Annotated in this window: 13 protein-coding genes; 6 read left to right on the top strand and 7 right to left on the bottom strand. The window is 65.6% G+C overall.

The window, feature by feature from the left end; all coding sequences use genetic code 11:
- Positions 1–14: 14 nt before the first annotated feature.
- Positions 15–1,331, bottom strand: a complete 1,317-nt coding sequence (locus tag AB0J29_RS28005; RefSeq protein ID WP_364792582.1) for a class I SAM-dependent methyltransferase — start codon at positions 1,329–1,331, stop codon at positions 15–17.
- Positions 1,328–2,764: an FAD-binding oxidoreductase gene (locus AB0J29_RS28000; RefSeq protein ID WP_364792579.1), complete on the bottom strand. Its 1,437-nt coding sequence runs from the start codon at positions 2,762–2,764 to the stop codon at positions 1,328–1,330. The genes AB0J29_RS28005 and AB0J29_RS28000 overlap by 4 nt, the downstream gene beginning before the upstream one ends.
- A gap of 421 nt (positions 2,765–3,185) precedes the next feature.
- Here AB0J29_RS28000 and AB0J29_RS27995 point away from each other — a divergent pair, with 421 nt between their 5' ends.
- On the top strand, positions 3,186–3,620 hold the full coding sequence (locus tag AB0J29_RS27995; protein ID WP_364792576.1) for an SRPBCC family protein: 435 nt from the start codon (positions 3,186–3,188) through the stop codon (positions 3,618–3,620).
- Between the two features lie 38 nt (positions 3,621–3,658).
- On the opposite strand, the gene AB0J29_RS27990 is transcribed toward AB0J29_RS27995, so the two are convergent.
- Both AB0J29_RS27990 and AB0J29_RS27985 read right to left on the bottom strand, forming a co-directional pair.
- Positions 3,659–4,009: a VOC family protein gene (locus AB0J29_RS27990; protein ID WP_364792573.1), complete on the bottom strand. Its 351-nt coding sequence runs from the start codon at positions 4,007–4,009 to the stop codon at positions 3,659–3,661.
- A 16-nt stretch (positions 4,010–4,025) separates the two neighbouring features.
- Entirely contained in the window at positions 4,026–4,841 is an 816-nt protein-coding gene (locus AB0J29_RS27985; RefSeq protein WP_364792570.1) for a MerR family transcriptional regulator, read from the bottom strand.
- 110 nt (positions 4,842–4,951) lie between these two features.
- Between AB0J29_RS27985 and AB0J29_RS27980 the strand changes: the two genes are divergently transcribed.
- Positions 4,952–5,596 carry a hypothetical protein gene (locus AB0J29_RS27980; RefSeq protein ID WP_364792567.1) on the top strand — a complete coding sequence of 215 codons (645 nt, stop codon included), beginning with the start codon at positions 4,952–4,954 and terminating at the stop codon, positions 5,594–5,596.
- A 3-nt stretch (positions 5,597–5,599) separates the two neighbouring features.
- Here the strand turns inward: AB0J29_RS27980 and AB0J29_RS27975 are convergent, their stop codons facing one another.
- The 3 genes from AB0J29_RS27975 to AB0J29_RS27965 are packed head-to-tail and all read right to left on the bottom strand — an operon-like array spanning position 5,600 to position 7,208.
- Complete coding sequence (locus AB0J29_RS27975) at positions 5,600–6,214, bottom strand: LysE family translocator (RefSeq protein ID WP_364792564.1); 615 nt, start codon at positions 6,212–6,214, stop codon at positions 5,600–5,602.
- A 39-nt stretch (positions 6,215–6,253) separates the two neighbouring features.
- Positions 6,254–6,862, bottom strand: coding sequence for a recombination mediator RecR (gene recR / locus AB0J29_RS27970; RefSeq protein WP_364497833.1), 609 nt, complete (start codon positions 6,860–6,862; stop codon positions 6,254–6,256).
- A 13-nt stretch (positions 6,863–6,875) separates the two neighbouring features.
- Positions 6,876–7,208 (bottom strand): YbaB/EbfC family nucleoid-associated protein, encoded by a 333-nt coding sequence (locus AB0J29_RS27965; protein WP_364792561.1) that lies wholly within the window; start codon positions 7,206–7,208, stop codon positions 6,876–6,878.
- A gap of 174 nt (positions 7,209–7,382) precedes the next feature.
- Here AB0J29_RS27965 and AB0J29_RS27960 point away from each other — a divergent pair, with 174 nt between their 5' ends.
- The 4 genes from AB0J29_RS27960 to AB0J29_RS27945 all read left to right on the top strand — a co-directional run bounded on the left by AB0J29_RS27960 (position 7,383) and on the right by AB0J29_RS27945 (position 15,765).
- On the top strand, positions 7,383–7,994 hold the full coding sequence (locus AB0J29_RS27960) for a hypothetical protein (protein ID WP_364792558.1): 612 nt from the start codon (positions 7,383–7,385) through the stop codon (positions 7,992–7,994).
- A 377-nt stretch (positions 7,995–8,371) separates the two neighbouring features.
- Entirely contained in the window at positions 8,372–11,920 is a 3,549-nt protein-coding gene (locus AB0J29_RS27955) for a transglutaminase family protein (RefSeq protein ID WP_364792555.1), read from the top strand.
- A gap of 69 nt (positions 11,921–11,989) precedes the next feature.
- The gene (locus tag AB0J29_RS27950) at positions 11,990–14,854 is read left to right on the top strand and encodes a circularly permuted type 2 ATP-grasp protein (protein WP_364792682.1); all 2,865 of its coding nucleotides are present in this window, start codon (positions 11,990–11,992) and stop codon (positions 14,852–14,854) included.
- Positions 14,851–15,765, top strand: coding sequence for a transglutaminase family protein (locus AB0J29_RS27945; RefSeq protein WP_364792552.1), 915 nt, complete (start codon positions 14,851–14,853; stop codon positions 15,763–15,765). The genes AB0J29_RS27950 and AB0J29_RS27945 overlap by 4 nt, the downstream gene beginning before the upstream one ends.
- Positions 15,766–15,769 lie beyond the last annotated feature (4 nt).

Below are 15,769 nucleotides of genomic sequence, written 5' to 3'. Positions count from 1 at the left end.
GTATCAGTTGTCGACTATGGCTGCCACCATGGGCGCAGCGGCAGATCCGATTCGCCGTTCGGGCACAGCTTGACGCCGAGCACCTGATGCAGCTGAACCACATTGCGCTGGAAGCCGAGTCGGCAACCGGCCATGTACAGGCCCCACACCTTCGCGGTGCCCTCGCCGACCTCCTCGACGCAGGCATCCCAGTTGGCGACCAGATTCTTGCACCATTCGTGCAGGGTGAGCGCGTAATGTTCGCGCAGGTTCTCCTCGTGGAACACCTCGAGGCCGACATTCTGGATCTCGGAGATGATCCGGCCGGAGCCGATCAGCTCGCCGTCCGGGAAGACGTAGCGGTCGATGAAATCCCCGGCCTTGGTGGTCCGGGTGTTGTCCGGTCTGGTGATGCAGTGATTCAGGAACAGGCCGCCATCGCGCAGTTTGCCCTTGATGTGGTCGAAGTAGAACGGGTAGTTGTGCACCCCGATGTGCTCGGTCAGTCCGATCGAGGAGACGGCGTCGAAGTCGACCTCCGGGATATCGCGGTAATCGGTATGCCGCACCTCGGCCAGATCGGACAGCCCCTGTTCGGCGATCTTCTGCTGTGCCCACTCCGCCTGCTCCGCGGATAGGGTGGCGCCGATGACCTTGACGCCGCGCTTGGCCGCGTAGCGCACCATGCCGCCCCAGCCGCAGCCGATATCGAGCAGCCGGTCGCCCTCCTGCAGCCGCAGCTTGTCGAAGACCAGGCGGTACTTGTTCTCCTGAGCCTGCTCCAGGGTCCAGTTCTCATCCCCGTAGGCCGCGCAGGTGTAGGTCATCGAGGGGCCGAGGACGTATTCGTAGAAGGTGTTGGAGACGTCGTAGTGGTGGTGGATGGCCTCGGCATCGCGAGTCTTGGAGTGCCGCAAGCCCTCCAGCGCGATCCGGCGCCAGCGGGGCAGCGTCTCCTGCGGCGGCGGCGCGATCGGTTTGAGCCGCTCCCACCCGAGCGAGCGGGCAATGGTGACAAGTGTGAGCGCCGACGGACGACGGAACTTCAGCCCGTCCATCGCCTCGAGAATGTCGTACGGGTCGCCGGGGTGCACGCCGGTGGCGGTCATATCGCCGGAGATGTAGGCGCGGGCCATGCCCAGATCGCCTGGCGCGGTGGCCAGGTAGTTGATACCGCGCGGGGTCTTGATCTCCAGGCTGTATTCCGAATCCTCCGGCCCGGTCGCGCTGCCGTCGTAGGCGGTCAGCCGGATCGGAACCGCGCCGTCGATCAGCGTCTCGAAGATCTCGGCAATGCTGAGTTTTGTCCCGAGGTCCGCGAAGACATCGGAACGGTCCTTGAATGTAGTCATTTGCGTTGCACCGCCTTCGAATACAAATCCAGCAGTCGCTGGTCCGGGTCGTAGCGCTTCTTCAAATCGGTGTAGGTCTGGCCGCCGTACAGAGCCGCGAATTCATCCTCGCCGTAATACGAGTCCGAGTACAGGGATTTGTGCCCGTCGAACTCGGTGACGGTCTGCTCGATCGCGCGGTTGGCCTTACCCTCTTGCTGACCTGCGACGGTCGGCACCGCGGACCAGAATCCGACATTGACGTAGGTACGGTTCGGCTGCAGCGGATACAGCGGCCACCGCCGTCCCGCGTTCGATGCGTCGTTTTCGCGCAGTCGCAGCGGGCACAGCCAGATCGGTTCGATCGGAATTTCGCGCAGGAACCATTCGACGAAATCCGCGGTCCGCTCGACCGGAACTTCGATGTCCTGCACCACTCGCTCGCGCGGCGGATTGCCCTTGCGGGCCTCCAGTTTGTCACCGATATCGTACTTGTGATCGAGTGCGATGAGTTTCCAGTAGAAGCTGCTGCGCCGGTAGCGTTTCGGCCAGAGACGGCGGATCTTCGGGTTCTGGGTGCCGAAGGCGCGCGAGCACCAGAACCAGTCGGTGTCCCAGCGCCAGAGATAGTCGTGGATGGTCAACCGGTCGCGTTTGGGTCGGTCGGAGTCGTGCTGGATGGACCGGTAGTAGATATCCATGCCGGTGTAGTCGCTGACCGGTCCGGGTTCGTCGGTCTGGCGACCCAGCGTCAGGTAGCTTTCATCGGCGGTGAAGACCACGCCGTCGAGATAGTCGACGCGTTCGCCGTCGTAGGTCCGGTCCGTGACGATCCGGGCGAGGGTGGACTCCAATTCGCGCAGATCATGGAAGCGGATGTGCCGCAGCGCTACGTAGGGCTGGACGGTCTCCAGTTCGATCTTCAGGCGAACCGAGTAGCCGAGGGTGCCATAGGAGTTCGGGAAGCCCCGGAACAGATCCGCGTGTTCGCCATCCGGTGTCGCGGTGACGATCTCGCCCGCCCCGGTCAGCACATCCATCTCCAGCACCGACTCGTGCGGCAGGCCGCTGCGGAACGAGCTGGATTCGATGCCGAGGCCGGTGACCGCGCCGCCGAGGGTGATCGTCTTGAGCTGCGGCACCACCAGTGGGGCCAGGCCGTAGGGCAATGTCGCGGCTACCAGATCCTCGTAGGTGGTCATTCCGGCGACGTCGGCGGTCTTGGCCTCGGCGTCCACCGCGATGACCTTGGCGAGTCCGGAAACATCCAGGCCGGGGGCAGTGTTTTTGGCCCTGGCCCGGAACAGATTCGAGGTCTTCTTCGCCAATCGCACGTTGGCGTTCGCGGGTATTGCGCGGTAACTGGCCAACAGTCGCTCCACACCCGATCGATGCGCGGCGAACCCTGATTCGTGTGCGGCCGATGCGTGACCGGCCTTCCCCAACAGACTCACTGCCACTCCTCGACGCTAGTACGCACCGGTAACTCGAGCCACTGCAAGGTCACCGACGAGGGATTAATGTCACGCATCTGCTGCATCGGGAATACTCTGGACTCGCCGTGTCAGTGCGGCGGTAATCCGGGCGGTTTCGAACACCCGCTTCGCACGATGTATTGCATGGTCCCCTCCAGCGCAATCTGATCGGGAAGCCTAACAGGACATCTGATGATTGGTCGGGTGTTCGGGACGCTTGGTCCGGGATGGCCGTATGTTGCTGTGGTTATCAGGCCGGCCGGTGGTGGCGGGTTGTTGTCGGTCGACGCGCGGACCTACCTGGGCGTCACGGGGAGGCAGCGACAGGGCAGGATAGGGGTAACCGTAGCGATTGTTTGCAGTCGCTCGAAAAGATCAGCAGCCGGACAAGGAGCTCATCGTGGGACAGGTCAGCGCCAGCAGTTCGATCGCCGTCGCGGCGGATCCGCAGCGCACACTCGAGGCCATCGCGGATTACGAGAAGGTGCGGCCGCGCATCCTCTCCGCGCACTACCGCGATTACCGGGTGCTCGAGGGCGGCCAGGGCGCGGGCACCGTCGCCGAATGGACTCTGCAGGCCACCGAGAAGCGTTCCCGCAACGTGCACGCGGTCGTGTCGGTATCGGATTCCATAGTGACCGAACGTGATTCGAATTCGACGCTGGTGAACACCTGGACGGTGTCACCGGAAGGTACCGGTTCGCAGGTCACGCTGCGCACGTCGTGGAAGGGTGCGGGTGGTGTCGCAGGGATCTTCGAGGGGATCTTCGCGCCATTGGGGCTGAAGAAGATTCAGGCCGAGGTGCTCGCGAACCTGCAGCGCGAACTCTCCTGAGATAGCCGAAAAGGCCCGACCTAGGTCGGGCCTTTTCGTTATCCAGCCGCTATATCGAAGAGGTTGCCCTCCGGATCGGCCAGTGTCGCCCATTGCGTGCCGGATTCGTCGAAATCGCCGATGTGCTTGGCGCCCAGGCCGATCGCGCGATCGATCTGCTCGCGCCAGTCCGCGGCCTCCAGGTCCAGGTGGATCACATTCTTGCCGGGCGTCTTATCCGCCACCTGGATGAACATCAACCTCGGTCCCACGCCTTCGGCCAACCCGACCGTGGCGAACTCCGGGCTCGCGTTCTCGTCCAGTGGGCGATTCAACAGCTCGGACCAGAAACCGGCCAGTGTCGCGGCGTCGGCGCAGTCGAAGGTGATGTGCCCGATCGTGAGTGTCATTGCGGTTCTCTCTCTTTCAGAGCCGGCCGATTGGCCAGCAGACTTCGGTGCGGTAGGCGTTGGGGTCGTCGATTTCGCCGGGCCCGAGGACGTATAGCTCACGGACGGGCTCGGCGAGCGCGGTGTCGTGTTCGGCGACGTGGCTGCCGAGAGCGCCGTAGGTGCGGTCGAAATCGTCGAACGGCCCGGAGTGTACGGCGATCGCGAAGCGGCGCGCGGGCAGTTCGATGATCGAGAGTTCGCTCGGCGGCGCGATCCGCGCATCGGCCGGGATCGGGATGAACGCGGCGACCTCGCCGCCGTCGTTTTCGAAGAATTCCATCGAATAGGTGGCGCCGTCGACACCGGCGGGCGCGATATTGGTCGCGGCCAGCGTCTCGTGCAGCAGCGGATATGCGGCCGCGCACCAGTTGTCGATGGCCTCCGTGCGCACCGTATCGACGTACGCGAGCGCCGGGAAGGCCGCGATCGACCGGTATTCGACGGTGATCGGTGCGGTCGGGGTGAGCAGTGAGCGCAGCGAGGCAACCACCGACTGCGTGCGCCGCAACTCCGCTTCCATGCGTTCCAGGTGTGCGCGCAATGCGGTATCCCGGGATTCGGTATCCGCGGCCGCCAGCATCGCCTTGATCTCCGGGAGCGGCATATCCAGCCCGCGCAGCCGACGGATCAGATGCGCCTGCCCGACCTGATCGACCGAATACCGCCGATATCCGGACCCCGCGTCGATCGCGACCGGTTCGAGCAGCTCGACCTCGTGGTAATACCGCAGCGTCTTCACGCTGAGATAGGTCAACCTGGCGAACTCGCCGATCGAAACCGTCGCTGTCATAGCTGACAGCGAACACCTTCCCCCTACGGGAGAGTCAACCTGGCGGATGATCGCACCGCCAGCCCATGGTGGTCACCTGTCCAGTTCTGCCTCCCCCGTACGCTGTGCTGGTGAGCTACGACCACGTCTTGTTGCCGTCCGGTGTCGCGACGACGATCGCGCAAGTCGATGCGTATCTGGCCACCCAGCAGGGCAGGCCCGAGACGGAAATGGTTGCGGCGATGGCGGCGGAGCTGAACAAACGCAATGCCGAACTACCCGAGCACGACGGATTCCTGAGTACGGTTCCGGTCGGCGGCGCGTCGACCGGTGCGGTGCTGCACGTCCCGTGCCCGTACGACGCGATCGGATTCGTCCGGCAGTTGCTGTTCGACCTCGCGACTCCGCTGCACTACGCCGTCTACGATCCGCAGCTGGCCTGGCTGATCGATCCGGCCGGACATGTGCCCGCGCTGGTGACCCACGGTGGTGCCGGCGAATTTCCCTATCTGACGAAAACCCTTGCCGACCAGTGGGTTTCCGAGCTGGCGCCGCCGAATCCCTATCTGATCGTCGAGCGGGACGAACAGGTCTACATCCAGACCTACCGTGACAAGTCCGGCACATTCACGCTCGAGTATCGAGATGGCGCCCCGGACCAGCACTTCGGCCTCACCGTCACCGACTCGCAGACCGTCGCGGAGCTGATCTGGGACTGGGCGATCGACGACCGTACCCGGCTGCAGGGCCTGCCCTGGAGTCGAATCACCGTCTGACGCTTACTGATTCTGTACCGCGAGTCGACCGGCCAGGGCAATGAAGGAGGCCCCGAATACCCGGCGCATCCAGGTGACCACGGCGGGCCGGGAAACCACCTGGTTGCGCACGGCGGCCGCGCAAGCACCGTAGATCGCGAAGACCACGAATGTGGCGAGCATGAAGAGTCCGCTCAGTTCGAGCATGCGCGCTAACGCATTCGGCGCACTCGTCGGCACGAACTGGGGCAGGAAGGCGAAAAAGAAGATCGTCAGCTTCGGGTTGAGGATATTGAGCAGGACCGCCGAGGTGATCACCTGCCGGGCCGATGGTGTCCCGGCCTCCGCCTCGGGCACCGCCAGTGCACCCTTGTCCCGGAACGTATTCCACGCCATGTACAGCAGGTAGGCGACACCGAGATACTTCAATGTCTGGAACGCGACAGCACTCGCGTTGAGCAGTGCGGCCAGTCCGGTGATGGCCGCGATCATGTGCGGAATGATGCCGAGCGTGCAGCCGAAGGCCGCGATCACGCTGGCTCTGGTCCCCCGGGAGAGTCCGGCCGCCAGCGTGAACAGCACGCCGGTTCCTGGTGTCGCGACGATGACGAGCGTAGTCAGCAAGAACTCGATGCTCATCCCCGACACAATAACCGTGCCCGGCCGAACGCGAGCGATCTACAGTGCCCGCCGACCCGATAGCGCGCGGCCGAGGGTGAGCTCGTCGGCGAATTCGAGATCGCCGCCCATCGGCAGACCGGATGCCAAACGCGTCACCGACAATCCGGGAAAATCACGCAGCATCCGCACCAGGTAGGTGGCCGTCGCCTCGCCCTCGGTATTCGGGTCGGTCGCGATGATCACCTCGCTGACATCGACGCCGTCCTCCTGATTGCCGATGCGCGCCAACAACTCTCGAATGCGCAGCTGATCCGGTCCGACGCCGCTGAGCGGATCGAGCGCGCCGCCGAGCACGTGATAGCGTCCGCGGAATTCGCGGGTGCGTTCGATGGCCTGCACATCCTTCGGCTCCTCGACCACGCAGATCATGGTGCGGTCGCGGCGCGGATCCGAACAGATGCGGCACATTTCGTTATCCGACACCGTGCCGCAGACAATGCAGAACTGCACGCCGTCGCGCACCTTCTGCAAAGCGGCCTGCAGCCGGTCGATTTCGGGCGGCTCGACCTGGAGCAGATGAAATGCGATGCGCTGCGCGCTTTTCGGACCGACGCCGGGCAGCTTTCCCAACTCGTCGATCAGATCCTGGACCGGGCCCTCGTACAAAGACGTCCCCGGATCAGAAGCCGGGCAGACCCGGCAGCGAGCCGCCGCCGGCCAGCGGGCCGAGCCGCTCGGCAGCCAGCTGCTGTGCGTTGGACATGGCGTTGTTGACCGCGCCGATCACCAGATCCTGCAGCCCCTCGACATCATCGGGGTCGACGATCTTCGGATCGATGCTCAGTGCGACGATCTCACCGGTCGCCTTGATGGTGACCTTGACCAGGCCGCCACCGGCCTGCCCCTCCACTTCGGTCGCCGCGATCTCGGCCTGAGCCTGCATCACCGCCTGTTGCATCTGCTGCGCCTGGGCGAGTAGCTGCTGCATATCGAACTGACCACCGGGCTGCACGGCTTGTCCTCTCTGCGGAAAGTGTCGTTGTTCAGCCTAGTGGGCGCGGCAACAGCCGTCTCCGCAGCCCCGAGCCGCCGGTTGACAGTTCGATCTGTGACCAGATGTTGCGAGTCCACCGTCGGACGCTCGATACTTGGTCCGAGGGCATGGTGGTGAGTTCTGGAGACAGCAATGCGCGTTAACCGAGTTCTATTGATGTCCACCGCGGTGCTCACGCTGGGATTTCCCAGTCTGTTCCTCGGGGCCGCCGCTCCCGCCGCCGCCGACTCCGGCATTCTCGATTCCGAGGTTGACGACTCCGAGGTTGTCGACGCGACGGTGGACTATGGCGACGGATGCGTCCTCTATCCCGACAATGCGACCGCGACCATCGAATCGCTGCGTTCGCGCTGCTCGGCCGAACAGCAGGACGCGATCTTCCGCGATGCTCCGCGCGGCGAGGTGCCGAGGGGAGTCACGAACGGCTGGGTCACCAGGCCGCCCATCATGGAGGTGGTGGCCCCGGCCTTGTGGATCGGTAAGACCTTTTACACCGACCCGGACGGCGGTTTTCTGGTGAACCGGATCACCAGCGAGGGCATCGAGGCATGGAAGGCCGATGTCTACACCGCACCCGCGATCACGGACGGCGGGCCGACTTGGGTGTTGGACTACGCCCCATCACCGACCCCGCCGGTCTACGACGAGATCCGCGAGGTCACGCCCAATGTCTGGTTCGGCTACTCCTGGTGGCGGGGCCGCTTCCAGACCACCTTGCTGCTTACCTTCGCGCTGACCTACTAGGGCCGCCGTGCCAGGCGGTGCGCGTGACATCCGGTGCCGCGCATGCGCAACCTCCGGCCATGTCGGTGCAATCGACGACGAAGGCGTGCCGTGGGTGGTCGAAATCGATGCAGTCCGCTTCGGTGCATTTGGTCGTGCGGCCGAGGTGGACGATGAGCGTGCCGTGGCAGTGGTCGATGGTGGATTCGCAGGACGGACAGTTCAGCGCACGCATATGACCTCCAGACGAGATCGGTTCGTGAATCGGTCATATCACCGGACTCGGACAGGTGGTGGGAGATCGGTCGCGTGTCGCGCGACGGCATCGCCGCCCGGCTGTCCGGAAACCGCCTGCTCGAGCTGCGGCGCATCCGGCCAGGTTGTGATGGACTTGCTGCATGGGCATCAAGGTGTCGCTCGAACACCGGACGACCTACACCTTCGACCGGCAGGTGGAGGTCCACCCCCATGTGGTGCGACTGCGGCCAGCGCCGCATTCGCGGACCAAGATCGAGGCGTACTCCATGCGGGTCACCCCAGGTGATCACTTCTGCAACTGGCAGCAGGACGCGTTCGGAAATTTTCTCGCCCGGCTGGTCTTTCCGAATCCGGCGCGCGAGCTGTCCATCACCGTGGGGTTGATCGCCGATCTCGAGGTGATCAATCCGTTCGATTTCTTCATCGAGGATTACGCGGAGCACTTTCCGTTCGCCTACAGCCCGGAGTTGCTCGCGGATCTGGATCTGTATCTGCGTCCGGTCGATGAATCGCGTCCGGGTTCGGGACCAGGTGCGCTGGTGCGCGCATGGGTGGGTGCACATACGCCGACCGATCGGCCGCGCACCATTGATTTCCTGGTCGCGGTCGATCACGCGCTGCGCGATGACGTCGAATATTCGATTCGGCTGGAGTCCGGTGTGCAATCGCCGGACCACACCCTGCGCAGTGGGATCGGATCGTGCCGCGATTCGGCCTGGTTGCTGGTGTCGATCCTGCGGGAATTCGGGCTGGCGGCGCGGTTCGTCTCCGGATATCTGGTGCAGTTGGCCCAGGACGTGCCCGCACTCGATGGGCCGTCGGGACCGCCCGCCGATTTCACCGATCTGCATGCCTGGACCGAGGTGTTCCTGCCCGGCGCGGGGTGGGTCGGCCTGGATCCGACCTCGGGCCTGTTCGCGGGCGAGGGGCATATACCGCTGGCCGCGACACCGCATCCGACCTCGTCGGCACCCATCACCGGCGCGACCGGGCCGACCGAGACAACGCTGGATTTCGCCAATACCGTGCGGCGGATCCATGAGGATCCGCGAACCACATTGCCCTACACCGCATCCCAGTGGGCGCGGATCACGGCCGCGGGTGCGGCCGTCGACGAGCGCATGGCGGCAATGGATATCGGCTTGACCATCGGTGGCGAGCCGACGTTCGTATCCATCGATGATCAGACCAGTCCGGAATGGACAACCGAGGCCGACGGTACGCACAAACGTGAACGCGCCGTCGATCTCGCCGATCGGCTGCGTCGTATCTATGCGCCGACCGGGTTGGTGCAGTTTCGGCAAGGTAAGTGGTATCCGGGAGAACCGTTGCCGCGCTGGGAGATCGCGGTCGCGTGGCGTGCCGATGGTGCACCCGTGTGGCCGCGACCGGATCTGCTCGCCGATCCGTGGACGCCACCGACGATGGTTGCCCTGGTGCCGGAGGGGGAGTCCGTCGGTGTGCAGCCGATGGCCGAGCGTTCGGGGCGCACCGCACGACCGCGGTCGACGGGAGAGTCGGCCGTCGCTCCCGCGGACGACCTCGCGAATGCGGTTGTGCTGGAGCATGATTCGACAAACCAATATGGGCCCGCGCCCGACACCGAATCGATGATTCGTACGCGGTGGCCCGCGGTTGCCGGTCCCGAATCCGCAAGGGCATTGATCGCACATATCGCCGCGGGTCTCGGCCTGCCGGATACCCAGGTGCGTCCGGCCTACGAGGACCCGCTGGCCCGGTTGACGGGCAGTGTCCGTGCGCCGGACGGGGATCCGGTGGACCCGGCCGATGATCTGGAAGCGGATTCGGCGCAAGCGCGCAAGGAACTGTTGGCGCGGCTCGATACGGCCGTGACCGCGCCCGCCGCCTATGTGCTTCCGCTGTATCGACGCGCGGACGGTGCCGGGTGGGCGAGTGCCGACTGGCGGATGCGGCGCGGTAAGTCACCCGACCAGCCGCAAGGGCGAATCGTATTGTCCGAGGGTGATTCTCCGGCCGGTCTGCGCCTACCGCTGGGCGCCGTCTCGTGGCAGTCGCCGCGGCCGCGCCCCGACCGCGATCCGCTCTTCATCGGCCCGCTGCGATCCCCGCGGAATGAACCACCCGGCATGGTCGAGGCTTCGGATTGGCAGCCGACCACCGCACTCGTCGGTGAAGTGCGCAATGACAGACTGCACGTCTTCCTGCCGCCGCTGGACGAACTCGACGACTTCCTCGAGCTCATCCAGCGCGTCGAGGCGGCCGCGGCCGCGGTGGGGCGACCGGTGGTGCTGGAGGGCTACGCCCCGCCCGTCGATGCCAGGCTGCGCACCCTCTCGGTGACACCGGATCCCGGCGTCATCGAGGTGAATGTGCAGCCGAGCGCCTCCTTCGGTGCGCAGGCCGAACTGCTCTCGACACTGTACGAGCAGGCCAGACTGGCGCGGCTGGGCACGGAATCCTTCGATGTCGACGGCACGCACAGCGGAACCGGCGGCGGCAACCACATCACGCTCGGCGGGGTGCGGCCCGCGCGCTCACCGCTGCTGCGCCGTCCGGATTTGCTGGTCTCGATGCTGACCTACTGGCAGCGGCATCCGGCGCTGTCCTATCTGTTCGCCGGTCGCTTCGTCGGTCCGACCTCCCAGGCCCCGCGCGTGGACGAGGGCCGGGAGGAGGCGCTGTACGAGTTGGAGATCGCCTTCGCCGAAATCGCCCGGCTGACCAGGGATTCGGATGCACCGTGGCATATCGATCGCGCGCTGCGTCATCTGCTCACCGATCTCGCCGGCAACACTCACCGCGCCGAATTCTGCATCGACAAGCTCTACAGTCCGGAAACGGCAAGGGGCCGACTGGGATTGGTGGAGTTGCGCGGCTTCGAGATGCCACCGCATTTCCAGATGGCCATGGTGCAGTCACTGCTGGTGCGCGGGCTCGTCGCACAGTTCTGGGCGAAACCGTTGCGGGCGACGCTGATTCGACACGGCGCCAATCTGCACGGTCGCTATCTGCTGCCACATTTCCTGATGACCGATATCGCCGAAGTGGCCGCCGATCTGCGCGCACACGGTATCGAATTCGATACCAGCTGGCTCGACCCGTTCACCGAATTCCGCTTCCCGCGCATCGGCACCGTGGTGCTCGGCGATATCGAACTCGAGCTGCGCGGCGCGATCGAGCCGTGGAATACCCTCGGCGAGCAGACCGCGGCCAGTGGCACCGCCCGCTATGTCGACTCCTCGGTGGAGCGGCTACAGGTCCGGGTGGTCGGCGCGGACCGCGACCGCTTCGTGGTGACCTGCAATGGGATGCCGGTGCCGCTACTCGCCACCGACAAGGCTGACGTGCAAGTGGCCGGGGTGCGCTATCGCGCCTGGCAGCCGCCCAATTCGTTGCATCCGACCATCACCGTCGACGCACCGCTCGTATTCGATCTGATCGATGCCGAGACCGGGTTGTCCCGCGGTGGCTGCACCTATCACGTCGCACATCCGGGTGGCATGGCCTACGTGGAGCCGCCGGTCAATGCGGTGGCCGCGCAATCGCGCCGCAACCGGCGGTTCGAGGCGGCCGGGCACACCACGACAAGGGTCGATCCGGGGGCACTACGTGCGAAGATGGCAGCACAGTCCATCGACATCGGCGCGCCGGGCATCCTCGATCTGCGCCGGGCACGCACGGTGTGGGGACTGGTCAGCGACTGGTGAAAGTGGGGCGGACAGGTGTCCGCGCTCCGGACAACGTCTGGCAGGAGAAGCGAGGTCGGCGCGGTGACTATGCGCGACGAAGCGCGGGGCACGGAATCCGGCGCCCGGGGGGAGACGACGCTGCCGAATGCCGGACGGCTCAGTGTGCGCGAGCAGGTCGCCGAACAGTTCGCCAGATATCGTGCCGAGGGCGCGGATACCGCGGGCTATGACGAATGTGGTCGGCCGATGAGCGGATATTACGACGAGTTGGTCGATCCCGCGGGTGGTGTGCGGCGCATGTGGTCGGAGCTGTCCGCCGATTTTGTCGAATTGGGCACGTCCGGACTCGCGCGGCTGGACGGCCGGGTGCGCAGGCTCATCGATGACGACGGCATCTACTACACCGAAGCCGCGGCGGCGGGCGAACCGACCGCCTGGCGGCTGGATCCCATTCCGCTGCTGGTCTCCGCCGAGGACTGGACTCGCCTGGAGGCCGGGCTGGTGCAGCGCTCGCGGGTGCTCGACGAGGTGCTCACCGATATCTACGGCGCGCGGCGCACCATCACCACCGGCCTGCTGCCGCCGGAGGTGGTATTCGGCAGTAACGGATATGTGCGGGCCGCGCATGGCATCACGATTCCGGGGCGGCACCAGTTGTTCCTGCACGCCTGCGATCTGAGCCGGTGGAGCGACGGACAGTTCCGGGTGATCGCCGACTGGGCGCAGGCGCCGTCGGGTGCCGGATACGCGCTGGCGGACCGGCGGGTGGTGTCGACGGCGATTCCCGAGGCTTTCGAACGTTCCAATCCGCGTCCGCTCACGCCGTTCGCGCGGGCCATGCGGTTGATGCTGATCGAATCCGCGCCGATGGCCGATGACAATGATCCGGTCGTCGTGGTGCTCAGCCCGGGTGTGCATTCCGAAACCGCCTTCGACCAGGCATTTCTCGCCTCTACGCTGGGCTTTCCGCTGGTGGAGAGCGCGGATCTGGTGGTGCGCGACGGTGCGCTGTGGATGCGCTCGCTCGGCACCTTGAAGCGGGTTGATGTGGTGCTGCGCCGGGTGGACGCCGAATTCTCCGATCCGCTCGATCTGCGGCCGGATTCGCGGCTCGGGGTGGTCGGGCTGGTGGAGGTGTTGCGTCGCGGTGCGGTGACCGTCGTGAATACGATCGGCAGCGGGTTGCTGGAGAATCCGGCACTGGCCGGATTTCTGCCGCGGATCGCGCGGGCGCTGCTCGGGGAGGAGCTGGCGCTAGAGAGCGCGCCGACGTACTGGGGCGGCAACGACAGCGAACGGTCGCATCTGATCGCGAATCTGGACCGGCTGATCATTCGCTCGGCGGTCGACGGCGCGACGCTGTTCGGTCCGGAACTGTCCACTGCGCAACGCGCGGAACTCGCCGCTCGGATCGAGGACCGCGGCTGGCAGTGGGTTGGACAGGAGCCCGCGCAGTTCTCGGTCGCGCCCGCGGTCGAGGGGTACGGCGGGCTCGCCTCGGCACCGGTCGGTATGCGACTGTTCTCGCTCGCCCGTCGCGGCGGCTATACGGCGATGACAGGTGGCCTCGGTCAGCTGCGGCAGCGCCTACATCCGGAGCGGGTGGTCATCAAGGTTGCCGCCAAAGACATTTGGGTCCGCGCCGCCCCGACCGCCGTCGCCGCAATCAGCACCGAACCCGCTCCCGAGGAACGCGAACGCCGCGCGCCGGCGATCGAACCGGTCAGCTCCCCCCGCGTACTCAACGACCTGTTCTGGATGGGCCGCTACAGCGAACGCGCCGAAGCCGTTGTGCGACTGCTCATCGCAACGCACGAGTGCTATCAGGACTACCGTTACCGCCCGTGGCTGCAAGGCGCCGACGCCCTGCCCATCCTCATGGCCGCGCTGGCCCGCACCACCGGGACACTGGCTCCGTTGCGTGTGTTGCCCGATGGCGTGCACGAGACGAGTTCCGGTGCGCGGCAGCCACCTTCGGCTGAGCCCGGCTCGGTCTCGGGCGGATCCGGTCCCACGACGGGCAGCCCGGGAACAACAGCAGGTGCCGCCGAATCCTCTGGTGCCGGGTCGGGCGCTGGTGCGCCGAATATCGGTGCGGATACGGAGTCGACGTCGCTTGCCGCGATTACCGCCGCGGTGGTGCCCGAGGCAGGGCGGGAGGGGCATGACTACTTGGTGGCGTTGACTGTCGATCGGGATATGCCCGGGTCGATGGCGTTTGCGATCAATCGGTACGGGTCGGCGGCGCGGGCGGTGCGCGATCAGTTGTCGGTAGATACCTGGATGATTCTGGGTGCGGTGGATCGCGCGCTTGCGGAGTATCGATCCACCGGTGACGATCAGGAATCGGCATTGTCGGCGGTGCATTCGCTGGCGTTGGCGGCGCTGCTTTCGCTGTCCGGGATCGGTGCCGAATCGCTGGTTCGCGACACCGGTTGGTACGTCATGGATATCGGCAAGCGCATCGAACGGGGACTGTCGCTGACCGCATTGCTCGCGGCCGCGCTGACGCAGTCATATCCGCCGGAGGCCGAGCGGGTCGTCACCGAAACGGTGCTGAAGGCGGCCGAGTCGTCGGTGAGTTACCGTCGGCGGCATCGGGATTCGGTGCGAGTATCGGCGGTGGCCGGACTGCTGCTGTTCGATGCCGGGAATCCGCGCTCACTGGCCTATCAGCTGGATCAGCTCGATGCCGACTTCCAGGCGCTGCCCGGTGCGTCGGGATCTTCACGCCCGCAACGGCTGCTGGCCGATGCCCGGCGCATGCTGAGCCGGGTGGACCCGGACGATTTGGATACCACCGATCCCGAGGGCCGGCGTACCGAACTGGCCGAGTTGCTGGAGGGCGTGCATTTGCGGTTGCGCAAGATCTCCGAATCGTTCGAGACCACGAAACTGGCGCTGCCGGCCGACATCCAGCCGCTGTGGGGTAGCACGAGGGTCGTTGAATGATCGCGCCCAACACCGCCGCCCGGCGCTATCGGGTCGAGCACCGCACCACTTACAAGTATTCCGACGAGGTCACCAGCTCCTATGGGCGCGCCTTTCTGACGCCGCGGGAGTTTCCGGGGCAGCGCCTGCTCTCGCATGAGATCCATATCGATCCGATGCCGTCGGACCGCTCGATCGGCACCGATGTGTACGGCAACACCACCTCGTACTTCCATGTCACGGCCGTCCATACGAAGCTCGTGGTCACCGGGGAATCCGTGGTCGAGGTGGACATACCCGATGCGGCAGCGGTGAGCGCGACCGGTAAGCCGTGGGAGCAGGCCCGTCCGAGCACGGCCAATGGCCCGCTGGCGGTGGAGTTCACCCTCGACCTGCATCCGCCCGAGATCATCCCCGAGGTCACCGCATATGCCGCCGAATCCTTGACGCCCGGTAGGCCGCTGCTGGAAGCGGTGACCGAACTCAACACCCGCATCTTCGCTGACTTCACCTATAAATCCGGCTCGACCACGGTTGCCACCAAGGTCGCCGATGTCTTCGCCGCGCGCGCGGGCGTCTGCCAGGACTTCGCCAGGATCGGCGCCGCCTGCCTGCGCTCACACGGGCTGGCCTCGCGCTATATCTCCGGTTACCTGGCGACCGATCCACCGCCGGGTAAGGAACGCATGATCGGCGCGGACGCGACCCATGCCTGGTCCGCGGTGTGGGTGCCCGGCGATACCGCACACGACCGGACCGGCCACTGGATCGGCTTCGACCCGACCAATGACCAATTCGCCGACGAGCGGTACGTCACCGTTGCGTGGGGCCGCGATTATGCCGATGTGCCGCCGCTGCGTGGCATCATCTACACCGACGCCAAGGAGAGCTCGATCACCGTATCCGTCGACGTGGCACCGGTAGAGGTGTAGTGAT

Origin of the sequence: Nocardia sp. NPDC049707 (assembly GCF_040674855.1) — a bacterium.
GTDB lineage: Bacteria > Actinomycetota > Actinomycetes > Mycobacteriales > Mycobacteriaceae > Nocardia.
This window is presented reverse-complemented; position numbering and strand designations above follow the sequence as displayed.